The organism is Marinobacter sp. MBR-105, assembly GCF_053628895.1.
Genome location: NZ_JBRJHG010000006.1, coordinates 59,552 through 76,925 on the forward strand (window position 1 = coordinate 59,552; position 17,374 = coordinate 76,925).

The window sequence follows — 17,374 nt, forward strand, 5'->3', positions numbered from 1 at the left end:
AGGAACAGATTATGTTGCTGATGATCGATAACTACGATTCCTTCACCTACAACGTGGTGCAGTACCTGGCTGAGCTGGGTGCCGACGTACAGGTATACCGGAACGACGAAATCACCATTGAACAAATCGAAGCTTTGAACCCCGAGCGACTGGTGATTTCCCCGGGGCCCTGCACGCCCAACGAGGCGGGGATCTCCATGGACGCCATTCGTCATTTCGCCGGCAAACTGCCTATCCTGGGTATCTGTCTGGGCCACCAGTCCATCGGCCAGGTATACGGCGGCGATATCATCCGGGCCGGAAGGGTAATGCATGGCAAGGTGTCAGCGGTGTACCACAAGGATGCAGGCGTGTTTCGCGGCCTGACCAATCCCTTGCAGGCCACCCGTTACCACAGCCTGGTGATCGACAAGAACACCCTGCCCGATTGCCTGGAAGTGACCGCCTGGACCCGCAACGACGACGGCTCCGTTGAAGAAATCATGGGCGTACGCCACAAGACCCTGCCCATCGAAGGCGTGCAGTTCCACCCCGAGTCGATCATGACCGAACAGGGCCATGAACTGCTGCGCAACTTCCTGAGAACATAACAAGAGGCCGACGACCCCATGGACATGAAACAAGCACTGAACCGCATTGCCTCCAACCTGGACCTGTCCCGGGACGAAATGAAGGATGTGATGCGTATTGTGATGAACGGCGAAGCCACCGACGCCCAGATCGGTGCCTTCCTGATGGGCCTGCGTCTGAAGAGCGAAACCATCGACGAAATCACCGGCGCCACCGAAGTGATGCGTGAACTGGCCACCAAGGTCAGCATCAACGCCAGCCCGCTGGTGGATATCGTCGGTACCGGGGGCGATGGCGCCAATCTGTTCAACGTCTCCTCGGCCTCTTCCTTTGTGGTGGCCGCAGCCGGCGGCTTCGTCGCCAAGCACGGCAACCGGGGCGTATCGTCCAAGAGCGGCAGCGCCGACCTGATCGAAAAGGCCGGCATCAATCTGGACATGAAACCGGAAGAAGTGGCCCGCTGCGTCGAACAGATCGGCGTCGGTTTCATGTTTGCGCCGGCCCACCATGGCGCCATGAAGCACGCCATCGGACCGCGCCGGGAGTTGGGCTGCCGGACCATCTTCAATATCCTTGGCCCGATGACCAACCCGGCCGGCGTCACTCGCCAGCTGATCGGTGTGTTCACCAGGGAACTGTGCCGCCCGATGGCAGAAGTGATGCAACGTTTGGGAGCAGAACACATTATGGTGGTCTGCTCAAAGGACGGCCTGGATGAAATCAGTCTGGCCACCATCACCCATGTTGCAGAGCTGAAGGATGGCGAAATCACCGAATACGACCTGACGCCGGAAGACCTGGGCATCAAGAGCCAGTCGCTGGTGGGCCTGACGGTGGATTCCTCCGACGAATCCCTGAAGCTGATCAAGGCCGCTTTCGGCCGCAACCACGACGAAACCACCGAAAAAGCCCGCGATATGATCGCGCTGAACGCCGGCGCGGCCATCTATGTCGCCGGCCTGGCCAAGACCGCCAAAGAAGGCGTCGATATGGCACTGGATGCCATGGGTTCCGGTTTGGCGGCTGGCAAGATGTCGGAGCTGGCTGATTTTTCTCAGTGTTTCTAAGGGCCACTAACTCCGGAAGGCCCTGAGCAAGTTTGAAGAGCCGGTGGTGGGGGCCTTTCCAAAACTGTCTGTAGCCATGGATGGCTACAGTCAAGCCTTACAGGGACGTACTTGTGGGCGTGTTTTGGAAAGGCCCCCATCATCGGCTCCAGCACCCAATTCAGCAGGCACGAGATGACTGAACGACATTTGGATAAGACTCCCACCATCCTGCGTAAAATCGTTGATCGGAAATGGGAGGAAATTGATGAACGTAAGCCCAAGGTTTCGATTGCAGACCTGAAAGCCATGGCCGGCGATCAAGCTCCAGCGCGTGGATTCGCCAATGCCCTGCGCACCCGCATCGAAGCTCAGCGGCCGGCGGTCATCGCCGAGATCAAGAAGGCCTCTCCCAGCAAAGGCATCCTGCGTGATCCGTTTGAACCGGAACGCATTGCCGAGAGCTACGAACAGGGCGGTGCAGCTTGCTTGTCAGTGCTCACCGACCAAGATTTCTTCCAGGGCCACGAAGACTACCTGAAAGCCGCCCGCGCGGCCTGCAGCCTGCCGGTGATCCGCAAGGACTTCATCGTAGCGCCCTACCAGGTGTACGAAAGCCGGGCTATTGGTGCCGACTGCATCCTGCTGATTGCCGCCTGCCTGACCAAGGACCAGATGCAGGAGCTGGAGGGCATCGCCCACGAGATCGGGCTGGACGTGCTGGTGGAGGTGCATGATGGCGAGGAATTGGACGATGCGCTTACCCTGAGCACGCCGCTGGTAGGCATCAACAACCGCAATCTGCACAACTTTGAGGTGTCGCTGGACACCACCTTTGAACTGCACCACCGGATTGCCGAAAACCGACTGACCATTACCGAGAGCGGGATCATGACCCGTTCAGATGTTGAGGCCATGACCAGCCGGGGCATTTACGGGTTTCTGGTGGGTGAGTCGTTCATGCGCGCGCCAGATCCGGGTGAGAAACTGCAGGAGCTGTTCGGCTGATTCACAGGATAAACGGGTGAGGCAAGTATGGACGCAGAGACCGGCAAGGATTCCGACAACCCGATACTGACCGGCCCCTTCTGGCCGTGGCGCTGTTTTTGCGTTTTCGTCCGACAAAACTGATCCCGTCGTCCGTCTAACTCCAATGAACCTCATCCACCTCATCGCCGGCAAAGCGGATGAGGTGAGAAGCTACCACCTGGCCCAGCTCCTCCAGCTCCGTCTCGGTGGGTGACTGGCACCGCATAAGCAACTTACCGTCTGCTGCTTCGAGCCGGCATTCACCGATGGAGAAAGTCAGCCTGCCATCGATCTCGCTCCACTCAGCCTCAATCTTGTGGCGAAAGTGTTTGCACAGGCGATTGATCAGGCGACCGGGATCGGTGGTGGCCACTTGGGCGTTCATGGTTGGCATGGCAGTTTCCTCGACATCAATGGGTCAATTAACACTTGCGGACAGCGGACGATCCGCCAGCACAATGGGGTGTTCCCGGGAGCATCGCTCGATGCGGGCCTCGATACCATAGGTTCTGGCCACCAGAGCAATGGCGCCGGTCCGGCTGATGGCATCACGTGCCGCGTTGGCCCCGGGGCGCCATGGTTTGCAACCCCTGCCAAATGATAATGCATATCATATGCAACGAGTGGCAGTAGCTCAAGTGCAGGATTCACTCAGCGGGTGCGGCAAGAGCCTCCTGCAGCAACGCCAACAGGTGAGCGGGCATGCCCTCGGCCAGCTTCAGGGCGGCACTGTGGCCACGGGGCGTCATTTTGGCCCAGGTCCGCCGCACAATGCGCAGCCATTTTTCTTTGTCGTAATCCGGATTGTCTTCAAAGAACTGCGCAAAATAGCGCTCCAGAAACACCATACACGCCACGTCTTCCAACAACTGGGTATCTTCGTCTTCCCGCAGTTTACGCTTGGTCAGAATGGTTTCGACCCGCTCGCACTCGGCTTGCGGGTAGCCGCACTTCGCCATGATCTCAGCCGCCCGGCGGCCATGCATTCGGCCGCATGCCTGACGCCACTGATAGTAATTCTTGCGGCCCTCACCATAGTCACTCCGAGGCATGGTCCAGCGCTCGATATGCTGGGCCCGACAGGCAATCTGCATGCGCTCGGAAGGTTCCAGCTCCAGCTCAAACAGCCAGCGGGTCATGTGCAGACTGTACGCGAATTCCCTGGGAAGGGATTCACCATCTATTTCCTCGCGGTTGGGATCCTGCTGGTTTGCCTGGTCGATGGCATTAATCGCACATTCCAGATTGGCACTGTTGCTCATCATTCAGTCCTTCAAGTCGCACGGCTCGCTCCTGGCGCCCCCGTGTGAACAGGGCGCGCCGTTCCATCAAGCGATACTATCAGCCGGCCGGACTTCAGGTCACCGGCAAACTTCAGACCTGCGCCGAAGGCCGGGCCTTGATCCGGTCGAACCAGGCCTGCAGGTGTTCCTGCTCCGGTTTGATGCGGATATTGACCACCCGGGCAAAGGCTACGGTGGTGAAAGCGTTGATGTCGGCGGCGGTGAACCGGTCACAGCACAGGTATTCCTTGCCCTCGAGCTGCTTGTTCAGGAAATGCATGAATTTCTCGACGCCCTGGCCGCACTCCTCCCCCCACTCCTTGATGGGGTTCATCCGGTCCTTGAAATAGCCGGTGGTGTGCTGAAAGCACATGCCGGTGGGCATCATGAAATAGAATTCGATCCAGCGCAGCCACTGCTCCACCAGGGCTTTCTCCAGCGGTGATTCACCCAACAGACTGGGCGTGTCCGGATAGCTTTCCTCAAAATAGCGGCAGATGGCCATGGTTTCGGCAATGCAGGTGCCGTCATCCAGTTCCAGCACCGGCACTTTCTTCATCGGGTTGCGGGCAACAAAGTCCGGGCTCAGGTTTTCCCCTTTTTCAATATCCACCTGCACCAGTTCAACCTGGTCCAGCAAGCCTTTCTCGGCCAGGAACATGCGCACTCGACGCGGATTGGGGGCGGTTCGGGTTTCGAAGAGTTTCATCTTGTTATTGGCTCCGTTCACTCGTTGAATTGACGTCAATGAGCGTGACCGCAAAAAACAGTTGCGTCAAGCAACCGCTATTGACCAGGCAACCAATGTTCCATCTGCTGGATGATCCATCCGGGTTCATCCAGCGGCAAGTCGTGCCCGGCATCCGGATGCAGCCGAAGCGTCCAGCACCAGCGCCGTTCCAGTTCGGCGCTGCAATGCCAGTGCACAATACGGTCACCCTTGCTCGCCAGCAGCAGGGCGTCTGCCATGGGCCGCTGCGGCAAGGGCTGAAACCGGGCTGCCGCCCGCAACTGATTGAACGCCGTACGATAGTTGACAGGACGCTGGCGCTGGATGCTGTACCAGGCTTTGCACAAAGACAGTGGAATCTCTCGATTGGACGTCAGGCGCAGAATATCCCGCTCCCGGTGAAACAGCTCTCGACGGGCCAGTAGCTGAGTCACGCGCGGCCAGGCCAGCGGGCGCATGCGTTTCCAGAACGGGCTGAAACCGGAACTGGTGTTAACCAGAACCAGGTGCTGCAGCTCCCCGGGTTCGGCATGCTGGGCCCAGTCAAGGGCCACCATACCGCCCATGGACAACGCCAACAGGCTGAACGGCCTGGGTATATGATTGACCTGCTCACAGACGCGCCTGCGAATCTCAGGGATAGTGTCAGGAGAATCCTCGCGGAACAGTGTGCCGGTGCCCGGCAGATCAATGGTGTGGAACCGGTGTTCCGGAAAGGCCGAGCGAAGCTGTGCCGGGAAATCGCCCCAATGGCCCTGCTCCCGGGTAAGGCCTCTCAGAAGGATCCAGTGCATGTCATCGGCTATCCCTGTACCAGTGCATAATGGCAGCTTCCCTCAGCATGGACTCTTCATCCGCCCCCGGCAACCAGTTCTCATGACTGGCAGCGGCGTTCAACAGGAAATCAATCCACGGCATGTGACTGCGCAACACCCGTTGGTGTCGGTGCGGAACCAGTGGGTTGAAGAAGCCTTCCAGCCGAAACAGCTGACGCGGGCGTTTACGAATCCAGCGCCAGGATCCCATTTCCAGGGTGAGCGGCAGGAAAACTCCGTCGCTGGTTCGGTTAACCTGTTTGTAAAAGTAGTCCCATAGATCACCATGGGTCAGATAGTGGGCAGATTGCGGCTCAAACCGGTACGTGTGATTGGGGTAGGCCTGTTCCCAGATCAGCTTGAGCGCCATGACCGAGCCAATACGGCGCATGGGCCGGCGGCGATAGGCGTAGGGAAACCAGATCTGATCCTGCCAGCCAAACCCGGAGTGACAATCCAGCGCCAGGCTGAATGGACGGCCCGGGAGCAGTTCCCGGATCACCGACTCGAGGGCCAGGTTCTCGGCTTCCATCCCCTGTTCGGGATCACCGGTATACCAGGGCAAGCGTGGTGAAAGCCGCTGCCCTCCCAACAGGAAGGCACTGCGATCCTGGGCCGTGATCGGCGCATTACGCATCAGATCAACCCCGTTCGGATTGCTGCGCTGGTTCAGGTACATGCCGCCCGGGTTCAGCATGGGCAGAAGCGTGATGTGCACCCGCTCCAGAAGCGCCTGTACGCTGTCATCCCAGGCCAGGCGGGCCAGAAAAGAAGACAGCCACGCCATCACCACCTGCGTGCCGATACGCTCTAGCCCATGAACTCCGCCAATCAGCATAACAACGGGCACATCCTTGCGGTCGGTGCCCAGGTCGACCCGATAGACCGGCAGTTCAAGGTCGCGAACGTTCACCCGGGACAGTACCGAACTGGAGACACCTTCCGGCGCCTCCGCCAGCAGCCGCTCGAGCTGGATCAACTCCGGCAGGAAAGTGCGAAGCCTTCGTTTCTGGCCTTTGTCCCGGCGGGCTTGCTCCGCTGGTATCACCGCGTGGGGCGTCAATGCTTTCAGTTCGGTCATTTCAGGCTCTCTGGCAACGGCTGATGACAGTGTGCGCCAGAAATGCTTCAGTCCGTTGACAGTGTCGAACCTGTTATTGCAAATAGTATGCAAGGGTATACTATGAAAATGCACCTTCGCAGATTACCGTGACCCAGTCCGCTCATGCCCAGATTCCCGTTGCTCATCCTGGCCCTTTTGATGGCCGCCTGCTCACCCGATGAGGCTACAGAACCAGGACGGCATGAAGCCACGGAAAGCGCCACGCGCCAGCAACCTGCCCCCCATCCTGATCAACACCGGATCATTCTCGCCGCCGACCCCTGGTGCCCCCATAACTGCCGGTCTGGTGCGCCGGAGGAAGGTTATATGGTGGATATTGCGCGGGAGATTTTTGCCGCATCCGGCTTTGACGTTGAGTACAGAAACTATGGCTGGGCCCGCTCCCTGAGCCTGGCCCGGGAGAACCGGATTGATGGCGTTATCGGCGCCCTGAAAGGCGACGCCCCGGACTTTGTCTTTCCGGAGCGCCCCATGGGCACTGCCCGTATCGGCTTGTACACGCATCCGGAGAGTCAATGGCAATACCGGGGTCTGGAGTCGCTTAACGGAAAAACCCTGCTGGTGATCAACGGTTACTCCTACTCTCCGGAGCTGGATCGATATATTGCAGACTATACCGATGACCCCGAACGAGTGTGGGTCATCTCCGGAGCAGCGCCCCTCGGGCGAGCTCTCAGACTTCTGGCACAGGAACGCACCGATACCTTCGCCGAAGACCAGGCGGTCATGAGCTGGTTTTTGCGGGAGCATTCCGGATATCCACCTCCAAGACTGGCCGGGATCGCCCACCAGGCCCCCGTCTACATTGCCTTCTCGGCCGGGAATCCAAGGTCGGGGGAACTGGCCAGACTGCTGGATGCGGGTCTGGCCAGGCTGGCTGAAACTGGCCGCCTGGACGAGATCAAGGCGTCCTACGGGCTTTCCACCTCAGACTGAAAAGCCTTGATGGTATCGCCAGCGGGTGTTTGCAGCAGCAATTCACCATGCCGGCCGATCCGGCCATCCGTTACCTCTTCCAGCAGCTCCAGGAAACGCCTTTCCTGATTCATCAATGCCGGCGCACAGGCCATCATGGTGGTGGCCTGAAGACTGAAGGACAACCCTTCTCCCGTCAGGTTGTAACTTCCCGTATAGCGATTACAGGAAGCCCGGCCAGCTACCCGGTTGTCCGCCAGAAACCTCAGGGTCATTCTGGAGCGGTCAATAATGCCGGCACCGGCAAGGTCTTCCACCACCCATTCGGCACCCCGGAACAGCCGCTGACGATCCCCGCCACAACCCTCAAATGTCTCATCGCCGAGTGTCAAACGAACCTGAGCCGGATACTGAGCGCCAGCCATCTGGTCTTCACACAACTGATGAGCGATCCGCACCTCCGTCCGCTCGTCACCCAGCGTGGCTTCATAGGCGCGACCGTGGCGATTGGCAAGAATCTCGTTCAGGCGGATATCTTCGGTAACTTGCTGGTCGTAAGGACGGGTCAGCCGCATCTGGCCATTCTCGATAACAACAGACCAGAACGGTTCCGTGCCTATCCCACGAAACGAGGATTCAATGGCACCCGGCTCCAGGCACTCGGGAAGCGTCTCGCCACGCAGGCTCAGCGTTGCCCGCTCCCCCTTGCTCCAGAACCGGGTATCCGGGTCGCCGGGCGCGACAAACAGGGCGCCGGAGGCGCTCTCGGCCGGCTTGAGCAGAACCCGGCGATTCAGGTATTCCAGCCCTACCAGTTCGTCGTCACCGGAGCTGGTGACCGTAACATCCAGCTGGCCACACTGGTAACGGCCAAACTCCGACAAGCCCGTTTTCGTCGGGCTGGAGGCACAGGCACTGATCAGGGCGCCCGCAAGAACCACGACAGACAGCGATACACCTTGTCGCAAAAACATGAACACATCCTCTGTTGTTCCAGACTACAAGTCGCCATTGTAGAGATTCCATCCTGGATTCACCACGATCGAGGCAAAGCGCTGAGGCAGAAGCGTATCTGTGTCACGTCATCGCCAAGGCGACCGGAACTACTCCTGTTCAGCGGCTGGAGAGGCCAGGATGGTAACGCCCTGCCCGGTCTCAAGCACCAGACGGCCATCTGCAGAGAACTGATACCCGTGAACGTCGCCCAGCAGTTTCAGAAACCGGTTTTCCTGCTGCATCAGGGTTTCAGGGCAGGCCATTCGCGTCGCGGCCATCTGGGAAAACACCAGCTCTTTGCCCTGAACATGCCAGCCTCCGTTGTATCGGTTACAGGACGATGAGCCAAACACCCGCCCTTCATCGGTGAACCCGATGGTAACCTCACTACCCTCGAGTACCGGCTCACCATCAATCTCTTCCACCAACCACTGGCTACCGGCCAGCGACCCGGGCTTTCCACCCTCTTTCTCGGCATTGAGGGAGCAGCCCCAGAGCGACCCGGTAATCAGCAACATCGCCATGACATTCTTTGCAAGACTCATATAACCCCCTGATAGATAGTGAGATAACCATTGCATTCTACGCCTGCCGTCTTGGGAATTCGCATACAGAAAGGTTAATCTTGAGTTACCAGACATCCGGAGCTACACCATGGCGATCAAACTCTATCAGTTCTGCATTTCGCACTACTGCGAAAAGACGCGTTGGGCCCTGGACTACAAGGGCATCAACTATCAGGCTGTCAACCTGCTCCCGGGCCAGCATGTAAACACGATTCGCAAACTGACCGGGGCCGAGTCGTCTGTACCGGTACTCGAACACGACGGCCAGATCATCCAGGGCTCCGCACAGATCCTGGATTACCTCGACAAGGTCTTTCCAGACAAGCCCCTGGTGCCGACGGATCCAGGCCTTCAGGCCAGGGCCCTGGAATTGGAACAAAAGCTGGACGAACAGGCCGGCCCCGCTCTGCGCACCTGGGTGTACCACTATTTTCTGCAGCGCCCGAAAGTGGTGGTACCCATGCTGGCAGCGGGTACGCCGTTCTATAATCGCATCCTGCTTAGCCTGGCCTTCAGCCGGGTTGATGAGATCATGCGCAAGTGGATGAAGATCAACCAGAAAACCGCCGATAGCTCACAGGCAACCCTGGAGGCTCTGGTCAAGGAACTGGCAGAGATCTACCAGCAACGTCCGTTCCTCGTCGGTGACCAGTTTACCCGCGCCGATCTCACTGCCTGCTCACTGCTGGCGCCGTTGTTCCAGCCGCCCGAATACCCGGTGCCATGGCCAAAGCCGGCCAGGGTTCCGAAGCCTGTGCAGGCCTGGCTATCCGAATGGCAGACTGCTATCGATCCCATCGCCGCGGTGTATCGCCAGAACCGGTGACGCTGGCCAGGCGGTGGCGGAATAGGCCAGCAACCCTGGCGCGATAGGACATCGCCTTTAACCGGTGCTGTGAGATGATGGCTCTCTACAAGAATAATTCGGGGAGCAGCCATGGTGGTGATCGACATGATGCGGACAGTGCTGGAAGACAGCGGGCTGATCAGCCTCTGGCAGTTCCTGGCCCCCTGGCTGGCACTTGACGAACGACAGCTGATTTTCGTTATCGCCACCCCCGTGTTCATTGCGGTTACCTTGTGGGAATACCTGAAGATACGGCACGATCCACGGTTGATGAACGTGCCGGAGGCTATTCGCAACTTCGCCCTCGGTGCCGGCTACCAGGTTACGGAGCTACTTTTTGCCGGCCTGATCGCCTTCCCCGTCTACGCGCTCTGCTATCACTACCGCTTACTGGAACTGGAGCTGAACTGGGCAACCGGATTTCTGACCTTTCTCGGTGTGGATTTCTGTTTTTACTGGATGCACCGGGCCAGCCACCGTATGCGCTGGTTCTGGGCCGCCCATGTCGTCCATCATTCGTCCGAACGCATGAACTTCTCCACCGCCATGCGCCAGAATGCCACCAACATTTTCAACGGCATGTGGATTTTCTATTTGCCCATGGCGCTGATCGGTTTCAACCCGGTGTGGATCGGCATCGCCTATGCTTTCTCCCTGGTGTACCAGTTTTTCGTGCACACCACGCTGGTGGGACACCTGCCGGCCTGGGTCGAATTCCTTTTCAACACCCCCAGCCACCACCGGGTACACCATGGCCGCAATCCGGAATACATCGACCGCAATTACGGTGGCACACTGATTATCTGGGATCGCCTGTTCGGAACCTTTGTCTCGGAGAGCGACAGCAATCCACCGGAATACGGCATTACCCGGCAGATTCATTCCAATAACCTGATTGTGCTCTGGACCCACGAATATGTGGACATGTTCCGCGACATGGCCCGCCCCGGCAGCTTATTGTCCCGTCTTCAGCATTTATGGAATCCGCCGGAGTGGCAGCGCCCGGCACCTCAGGACAACAACAAGGATGCGGGCCGAAACCATGACCGAACACCCTCTGAAGCTGAATACCCCTGATGGCCACACCATTGCCGGACGGCAATACCTGCCGGCACAGCCAGTTGCCATTCTGGTGATCAGCCATGGCATGGCGGAGCACGGTGATCGCTACCAGGAGCTGGCCCACTGGCTCGGGGCTCACAACATTCTTGTCATCACCTATCACCACCGGGGGCATGGCCCCCACTGCCCGACTGAACACCAGGGCCATTATGCAGACCAGGACGGATGGCAACGGGTGGTGGACGACCTGGCTCAAGTGGTAGAGACTGCCCGCAAGCAGCATCCAGGCCTGCCAGTAAATCTGCTCGGCCATAGCATGGGCTCGTTCATCGCTCAGAGTTATGCCCAGCAATACGGCGACCGTATCAACGCCCTGATCCTCAGTGCCACCAACCGCATCCACCGGCCCCAACTGCTGGCCTCGCGGCTGCTGGTTAACCTGATTGCCGGCGTCCGCGGCCGGCGCCATCGCAGCCGGCTCATCGGCAAGATGACCTTTGGCCAGTTCAATCGTGCTTTCCGGCCCAACCGTACCGGCAGCGACTGGCTGAGCCGTGATCCCGAGCAGGTAGACCGCTACGAAGCCGATCCTTGCTGTGGTTTTGATTGCTCCATGGGGCTCTGGCAGGACTTCATTGCCGGCATGCTGAGCATCCGACCGGCAACCTGGTATCGGGATCTTCCGGTACACTTGCTGTCCGGCACCGCCGATGCCGTGGGCGAGATGGGGAAAGGCGTCCGCCAGCATTTTCAGACCATCCGGGAGTCGGGCATCGAGCAGGTAACGCTGCGGTTGTTCGACGGCGGGCGCCATGAGATGCTCAATGAAACCAATCGCATGGAAGTGTGGCAATACGTGCTAACCTTATGCCGTATTCAGTCGCCCGCTCGGTCGGAGGTCGGCGACCTGCCACTGGCCCAGTCACAACCATAAGGAATCGCTATGAGCCGCCGTACCTGCTGGCGTTTCTTCCCTTTGCTGGCAATCTGGCTGCTTCTGCCCCTGAGCAACGCCTATGCGGGGAATCTGACCCTCGCCGTCGCTGCCAATTTCACCGACACCACCGCCAGTCTGGTGGAGACATTCAAGGCCTCAACCGGTCACCGGGTCACCGCCAGTTTCGGCTCCACGGGTAAACTCTACGCCCAGATTCGCAACGGCGCTCCATTTGATGTGTTCATGGCGGCCGATGCCCAACGCCCCCAGTTACTGGAATCCGACGGGATGGCCGTTCCCGGTTCTCGCTTTACCTATGCCAGGGGCGAGCTGGTACTCTGGAGCCCTGAGACCGCGGCCTTTATCTCTCCCATCGCCTACCTGAGCGAACAGTCGTTCTCGCGGCTGGCCATCGCGAATCCTAAAACTGCCCCCTATGGCCAGGCCGCACAGCAGGTCCTGGAACACCTGGAACTCTGGTCACCGCTGCAGCCCAAACTGGTCCGTGGCGACTCCATCGCCCAGACCTTCCAGTTCATTGCCAGCGGCAATGCCCAGGCCGGGCTGGTAGCGTTGGCTCAGGTCAAAGCCTGGCCGAATCAGGACGGAACACTCTGGCGGATTCCGCAAGCCTATTACGCCCCCATCGACCAGCAGGCGATTCTTCTGAAGCGAGGTGTCGACAATGCTGCCGCCAGAGACTGGCTCGCCTTCCTGCAATCCCCGGAGGCTGTTGCGATTATTCAGGACTACGGATACGACACGGCGGACTGATGCTGGAAACCTATTGGCAGCCGGTCTGGCTGACGCTGAAGCTGGCTTCACTGACAACCCTGGTACTGCTTCTGGTAGGAACTCCGATCGCCTGGTGGCTGGCCCGGTCTCGTCACTGGCTGCGCCAGCCGATTGCTGCGGTCGTCGCCTTGCCATTGGTCCTGCCGCCCACGGTGCTCGGATTCTATCTTCTGCTACTGCTTGGCCCGAATGGCTGGGTCGGCCAACTGACAGAACGTCTTGGCCTTGGTTTACTACCGTTCACCTTTGAGGGCCTGGTAGTGGCCTCGGTTATCTATTCCCTGCCCTTTACCGTGCAACCCCTGCAGAACGCTTTCGAAAGTATCCGCGAAGGCTTTCTGGAGACCGCCTCCACCCTCCGGGCCGGGCCCTGGGACCGTTTTTTCTTCGTGGTGATTCCGCTGGCCCGCAACGGTTTTATCACCGCCAGCGTGTTGACCTTCGCCCATACAATCGGCGAGTTCGGCGTCATCCTGATGATTGGCGGCAATATCCCGGGCGAGACCAAAGTGCTGTCGGTGGCCATCTACGATCACGTGGAATCCCTGGAGTACACCCAGGCCCACTGGTTGGCTGCGGGCATGGTGGCGTTTTCCTTCATCGTTCTGGCGACCCTGTACGTCCTCAATGGCAGGGCCCGGGCGGGGGCCCTGCGATGAATCCCAAAGCCATCGAGGCACGTTTTATCTGCCGCTTTCCCGGATTTGAACTGGATGTCGACCTGAAGCTACCCGGCAACGGGATTACCGCTTTATTCGGTCACTCCGGATGCGGCAAAACCACGCTGCTCCGCTGCATCGCCGGGCTGCAGCAGGCTCACGGACAGCTTTCCGTATTGGGCACGCCCTGGCAGAAAGACAACCTGTTCAGGCCTGTTCATCAGAGGCCCCTGGCCTATGTGTTCCAGGAAACGCATCTTTTTCCCCACCTGTCAGTACGCCGAAACCTGACGTTCGGGCAGCGCCGGGTTCCGGCACAGGACCGCCAGATCCGATTTGACGATGCCGTCTCCTGGCTCGGCCTGGCCCACCTTCTGGAGCGTATGCCTGCCAGACTGTCCGGGGGCGAACGACAACGGGTTGCCATTGCCCGGGCCATTCTCACCAGCCCGCGACTGCTGCTGATGGATGAACCTTTGTCGGCACTGGATCAGAGCTCAAAGCAGGAGATACTGCCCTACCTTGAGCGGCTGCGCGACCATCTGGCCATTCCGATGCTCTACGTTTCCCACTCCACCAGCGAAGTGGCGCGCCTGGCCAACCACATTGTAATGATGGACAACGGGCGTGTTATCGCACAGGGACCGCTGCAAGAGACTCTGGCCCGTGTGGACCAGCCGTTTCGGCTGGAGGAAGACGCAGGTGTACTGGTTCAGGCAACACTGGATGCGCTGGATGAGCCATGGCATCTCGCCCGCTTCAGCTTTGATGGTGGCAGCTTGTGGCTGCGACAGGATCCGCGCTTCCGGCCCGGCGACCCAGCCCGCATACAGGTACTGGCAAGAGATGTGAGTATCGCGTTGACGGAGCACCGGGACCAGAGCATTCAGAATCTGCTGCCGGCACGGGTGGATCGTGTCGAAACAGATGTCACCCCCGGCACCACCCTGGTGCGACTGCTGGCCGGCGATACCCCGTTCCTGTCCCGGCTCACCAGCCGCTCCGCGGCCCAGCTGTCACTCACCCCCGGCCAGCCGGTGTGGCTCCAGATCAAATCGGTTGCCCTGGTGGACTGAACGACTTCTGGCCCCTTTGGCCACAGAGTGTGACCAGTGATATCGCTACTCTGGCGTTTAAACACACTATGCCGGGAGCGGACTGATGCCGACCAAACATGAACACTGGGTGACCAGTGGAGACCTTCTTCTCTACGCCGTTGCGGAGGGCAACCCGGAAGCAACGCCCATTGTTCTGGTACACGGCTACCCCGACAACCACAGTGTCTGGGACAAGGTCACGGCCACACTCAGCCAGGAGTATCTGGTGATTCGTTACGATGTCCGCGGTGCTGGCCGCTCCGACAAGCCAGCCCGGACCTGGGACTATCGCCTGTCTTTGCTGGCAAAAGATCTGCAAGCAGTCGTCAACGCCATTATCCCCGACCGGCCATTTCATCTGGTTGCCCACGACTGGGGCTCCATTCAGAGCTGGGAATCGGTCACCGACCCCGACCTCCAGCAGCGTATTCGGTCCTACACGTCCATTTCCGGCCCCTGCCTGGATCATGTCGGCTTCTGGATTCGCAATCAGATCGGCTCACCAGCAAACGGCGGTACTACCAAGGTACTGCGGCAGCTAGCGAGTTCCTGGTACGTGTTTCTTTTCCAGCTGCCGCTACTTCCGGAAATAATCTGGAAAGCCGGGCTGGACAAAGCCTGGCCCGGCTACCTCAAGAAACAGGAACAGGTCGCTGATGCCCGCTTCAGCCCCTTGCAGAAGGCAGACGGGCAATATGGCGTAAAACTCTACCGGGCAAACTTTCTGCCCAGACTGCTACGCCCCAGGCCACGGCACACCCGCTGCCCCGTTCAGGTGATCATTCCTACCCGGGATGCCTACGTTGGCCGTCAACTCACCGAATGCCTGGTGCAATGGACCGGTAAACTCACGCTGCAGGAACTGGATGCCCCGCACTGGGCGCCACTGACCGAGCCTGACGCCATCTGTCAGTCTGTATCAACCTTTGTTGGAAATAACGCTTAGCGGACCTCAAAGCCCCTGATGACAACGGTCACAAAAACAACAAGGGCGCCCCGAAGGCGCCCTTGTTACTGCAAGCCTCGATCGAACGATCAGGCTTTCTTGCGGCGGAATGCCAGGCCAGTCAGACCCAGACCCAGCAGGGCCAGGGTACCGGGCTCCGGCACAGAAACCGGAGGCTGCTCGGTAATTTCCTGTACCTTGGTGTCAACAAACGATGCGGTGAACGAATCTGCGTTAGTACCACCGGAACGGAGAATGTTCAGGTTCCAGGCGGCACCGCCGGAATTCAGGGCCAGATCGACGTAGTCGCTGCCAGTGGTTCCGTAACCACTACCGATGTTGCCAGCGCCTTCACACTTGGTGAAACCACCGGAACCATCGGCCTGGAAACCGTTATCATCGCTGTCGATACCAATGGCATTGGTAGAGGACGCATCACAACCAAAGCTGTTGTTTACTACCACGTTCAGCAGCGCGTTCTTCCTGAACAATCCTGACAACAGGCTCTCCTTGTTCAGGGCAGCATTCGTGTTGTCACGATCCTCGTCGGTAACCAGCACAAAGTTAACCGCGGCATCCGCGCGATAGCTCAGATTATTCAGTGCCCAGTCCAGCGCACTCCAGCCGTCTTCCGTGCCACCGTTGGTAACCAGCGTCGACGTTGCAGCAGCAAAATCGGTGGAACTACCCCACTCCTGAGTGCCCGCAGTAACGGCATCCATATCATGGGCATGGGGATCCAGATGGTTGCTGAATGACGAACCACCGAAACCAACCAGCGAATACCGGTTGCTTACCGAAGAGCCAACGCCCTCACCGACCAGACCACTCTCAAGGCTTGCAATCATATTGCTGAGCCAGGCGTGCTCTCCACCCATGGAGCCGGATTCATCGACCAGAAACACAACATCTGCCGTAATCGGCGCGGCAACAGAAGCGGAACTCATCAGGGCGGCTGCGGCCAGGCCAGCAGTGCCGGCAATCCATTTTCTTTTCATGGTTAAACTCCTTTTTGTGAGTCAATGTGTGACTCAACCTTCCCTGCGCGATTCCTGCCAGAATTGAAAAGATCTTTAATTTTCAGTTTGTTATAAAACACTCAGTTAATGTGCCTAAACACAACTGTAAAGTGCTTCGACACCATCAAAGCTGAGAAGGTAACGGAGCGGGAAATGGCGAATATACCGACGGAGATACCGAGAAAGACCGGTGCCCGTCAAAAGCAGAGCACCGTTTTATGCAGCGATTACAGGGAGGGAGAGAGCAATCAACGGGTACCGTAAACCACCATGGTCTTACCCTTGACCCGCACCAGACCTTGATCTTCAAGAGTTTTCAGAACCCGACCGACCATCTCCCGGGAGCAACCAACAATGCGTCCAATTTCCTGACGGGTAATCTTGATCTGCATGCCGTCCGGGTGAGTCATGGCATCCGGCTCTTTGCACAGATCCAGCAGTGTTCTGGCAACCCGGCCAGTGACATCAAGGAACGCCAGGTCCCCTACCTTACGGGTAGTCTGGCGCAGGCGCGAGGCCATCTGTTCACCAATAAAGTACAACACCCGCGGATCCTGCTGAGCGATTTCCCGGAACTTGGTGTAGCTGATTTCTGCCACTTCGCACTCAGTCTTGGCCTTGACCCAGGCACTCCGGGAATCCATGTTGTCGAACAGCCCCATCTCACCGAAGAAATCACCGGCATTAAGGTACGCCATGATCATTTCACGACCATCGTCGTCTTCAATAATGACAGTGACCGAGCCCTTGACGATGTAGAACAGGGAATCGCTTTTATCACCCGCATAGATGATGGTGCTTTTGGCTGGGTAACGCCGGCGATGGCATTGGGAAAGGAAGTAATCCAGGTGTTTGGTCTTCTGCTCAACCGGCTTGACAATGGTAGCCATAATGCGAGACATGCCTCCTCAGAGTCTGGCGATTCCTGATCGTTTTTAT

At 58.6% G+C, this 17,374-nt stretch carries 20 protein-coding genes; 11 read left to right on the forward strand and 9 right to left on the reverse strand.

Annotation, left to right across the window (positions count from 1 at the left end; translation table 11 throughout):
• Positions 1-11 precede the first annotated feature (11 nt).
• The 3 genes from ACSSVV_RS08795 (at position 12) to trpC (ending at position 2,624) form a co-directional block, all read left to right on the forward strand.
• The gene (locus tag ACSSVV_RS08795; RefSeq protein ID WP_454106115.1) at positions 12-590 is read left to right on the forward strand and encodes an aminodeoxychorismate/anthranilate synthase component II; all 579 of its coding nucleotides are present in this window, start codon (positions 12-14) and stop codon (positions 588-590) included.
• An 18-nt stretch (positions 591-608) separates the two neighbouring features.
• Complete coding sequence (gene trpD, locus ACSSVV_RS08800; RefSeq protein ID WP_454106116.1) at positions 609-1,637, forward strand: anthranilate phosphoribosyltransferase; 1,029 nt, start codon at positions 609-611, stop codon at positions 1,635-1,637.
• 174 nt (positions 1,638-1,811) lie between these two features.
• The gene (gene trpC, locus ACSSVV_RS08805) at positions 1,812-2,624 is read left to right on the forward strand and encodes an indole-3-glycerol phosphate synthase TrpC (protein WP_454106117.1); all 813 of its coding nucleotides are present in this window, start codon (positions 1,812-1,814) and stop codon (positions 2,622-2,624) included.
• Positions 2,625-2,760: 136 nt separating this feature from the next.
• Here the strand turns inward: trpC and ACSSVV_RS08810 are convergent, their stop codons facing one another.
• The 5 genes from ACSSVV_RS08810 to ACSSVV_RS08830 all read right to left on the reverse strand — a co-directional run bounded on the left by ACSSVV_RS08810 (position 2,761) and on the right by ACSSVV_RS08830 (position 6,554).
• Complete coding sequence (locus ACSSVV_RS08810; RefSeq protein WP_454106118.1) at positions 2,761-3,039, reverse strand: DUF2218 domain-containing protein; 279 nt, start codon at positions 3,037-3,039, stop codon at positions 2,761-2,763.
• Positions 3,040-3,292: 253 nt separating this feature from the next.
• The gene (locus tag ACSSVV_RS08815) at positions 3,293-3,910 is read right to left on the reverse strand and encodes a DUF4202 domain-containing protein (protein ID WP_454106119.1); all 618 of its coding nucleotides are present in this window, start codon (positions 3,908-3,910) and stop codon (positions 3,293-3,295) included.
• Between the two features lie 109 nt (positions 3,911-4,019).
• Positions 4,020-4,637 carry a glutathione S-transferase family protein gene (locus tag ACSSVV_RS08820; protein ID WP_454106120.1) on the reverse strand — a complete coding sequence of 206 codons (618 nt, stop codon included), beginning with the start codon at positions 4,635-4,637 and terminating at the stop codon, positions 4,020-4,022.
• A 77-nt stretch (positions 4,638-4,714) separates the two neighbouring features.
• Positions 4,715-5,452 carry an alpha/beta fold hydrolase gene (locus ACSSVV_RS08825; protein ID WP_022993163.1) on the reverse strand — a complete coding sequence of 246 codons (738 nt, stop codon included), beginning with the start codon at positions 5,450-5,452 and terminating at the stop codon, positions 4,715-4,717.
• A gap of 1 nt (position 5,453) precedes the next feature.
• The gene (locus ACSSVV_RS08830; RefSeq protein WP_228224141.1) at positions 5,454-6,554 is read right to left on the reverse strand and encodes a M14 family zinc carboxypeptidase; all 1,101 of its coding nucleotides are present in this window, start codon (positions 6,552-6,554) and stop codon (positions 5,454-5,456) included.
• Between the two features lie 144 nt (positions 6,555-6,698).
• On the opposite strand from ACSSVV_RS08830, the gene ACSSVV_RS08835 reads away from it, so the two are divergent.
• The gene (locus ACSSVV_RS08835) at positions 6,699-7,532 is read left to right on the forward strand and encodes a substrate-binding periplasmic protein (RefSeq protein WP_228224142.1); all 834 of its coding nucleotides are present in this window, start codon (positions 6,699-6,701) and stop codon (positions 7,530-7,532) included.
• On the opposite strand, the gene ACSSVV_RS08840 is transcribed toward ACSSVV_RS08835, so the two are convergent.
• Positions 7,508-8,485: an META domain-containing protein gene (locus ACSSVV_RS08840; protein ID WP_228224143.1), complete on the reverse strand. Its 978-nt coding sequence runs from the start codon at positions 8,483-8,485 to the stop codon at positions 7,508-7,510. The two genes, ACSSVV_RS08835 and ACSSVV_RS08840, sit on opposite strands and share 25 nt — an antisense overlap.
• 129 nt (positions 8,486-8,614) lie before the next feature.
• On the reverse strand, positions 8,615-9,052 hold the full coding sequence (locus ACSSVV_RS08845; RefSeq protein WP_222179586.1) for an META domain-containing protein: 438 nt from the start codon (positions 9,050-9,052) through the stop codon (positions 8,615-8,617).
• A 109-nt stretch (positions 9,053-9,161) separates the two neighbouring features.
• Here ACSSVV_RS08845 and ACSSVV_RS08850 point away from each other — a divergent pair, with 109 nt between their 5' ends.
• The 7 genes from ACSSVV_RS08850 to ACSSVV_RS08880 all read left to right on the forward strand — a co-directional run bounded on the left by ACSSVV_RS08850 (position 9,162) and on the right by ACSSVV_RS08880 (position 15,416).
• Positions 9,162-9,899, forward strand: a complete 738-nt coding sequence (locus ACSSVV_RS08850; RefSeq protein ID WP_228224144.1) for a glutathione S-transferase family protein — start codon at positions 9,162-9,164, stop codon at positions 9,897-9,899.
• A 111-nt stretch (positions 9,900-10,010) separates the two neighbouring features.
• Positions 10,011-10,997 carry a sterol desaturase family protein gene (locus ACSSVV_RS08855; protein WP_222179588.1) on the forward strand — a complete coding sequence of 329 codons (987 nt, stop codon included), beginning with the start codon at positions 10,011-10,013 and terminating at the stop codon, positions 10,995-10,997.
• Complete coding sequence (locus ACSSVV_RS08860; protein WP_228224146.1) at positions 10,963-11,916, forward strand: alpha/beta hydrolase; 954 nt, start codon at positions 10,963-10,965, stop codon at positions 11,914-11,916. The genes ACSSVV_RS08855 and ACSSVV_RS08860 overlap by 35 nt, the downstream gene beginning before the upstream one ends.
• 9 nt (positions 11,917-11,925) lie before the next feature.
• A complete protein-coding gene (modA, locus tag ACSSVV_RS08865; RefSeq protein ID WP_454106121.1) occupies positions 11,926-12,693 on the forward strand; it encodes a molybdate ABC transporter substrate-binding protein in 768 nt (255 codons plus the stop codon).
• Positions 12,693-13,373, forward strand: a complete 681-nt coding sequence (modB, locus tag ACSSVV_RS08870; protein WP_228224148.1) for a molybdate ABC transporter permease subunit — start codon at positions 12,693-12,695, stop codon at positions 13,371-13,373. Before modA ends, modB begins: the two co-directional genes overlap by 1 nt.
• Positions 13,370-14,449, forward strand: a complete 1,080-nt coding sequence (gene modC, locus ACSSVV_RS08875; RefSeq protein WP_454106122.1) for a molybdenum ABC transporter ATP-binding protein — start codon at positions 13,370-13,372, stop codon at positions 14,447-14,449. Before modB ends, modC begins: the two co-directional genes overlap by 4 nt.
• An 85-nt stretch (positions 14,450-14,534) precedes the next feature.
• Entirely contained in the window at positions 14,535-15,416 is an 882-nt protein-coding gene (locus ACSSVV_RS08880; RefSeq protein ID WP_011786958.1) for an alpha/beta fold hydrolase, read from the forward strand.
• Between the two features lie 89 nt (positions 15,417-15,505).
• Here ACSSVV_RS08880 and ACSSVV_RS08885 read toward each other — a convergent pair whose 3' ends face one another.
• Both ACSSVV_RS08885 and crp read right to left on the reverse strand, forming a co-directional pair.
• On the reverse strand, positions 15,506-16,414 hold the full coding sequence (locus ACSSVV_RS08885) for a vWA domain-containing protein (RefSeq protein WP_222534046.1): 909 nt from the start codon (positions 16,412-16,414) through the stop codon (positions 15,506-15,508).
• A gap of 269 nt (positions 16,415-16,683) precedes the next feature.
• On the reverse strand, positions 16,684-17,325 hold the full coding sequence (gene crp, locus ACSSVV_RS08890) for a cAMP-activated global transcriptional regulator CRP (protein WP_007153756.1): 642 nt from the start codon (positions 17,323-17,325) through the stop codon (positions 16,684-16,686).
• Between the last annotated feature and the right edge of the window lie 49 nt (positions 17,326-17,374).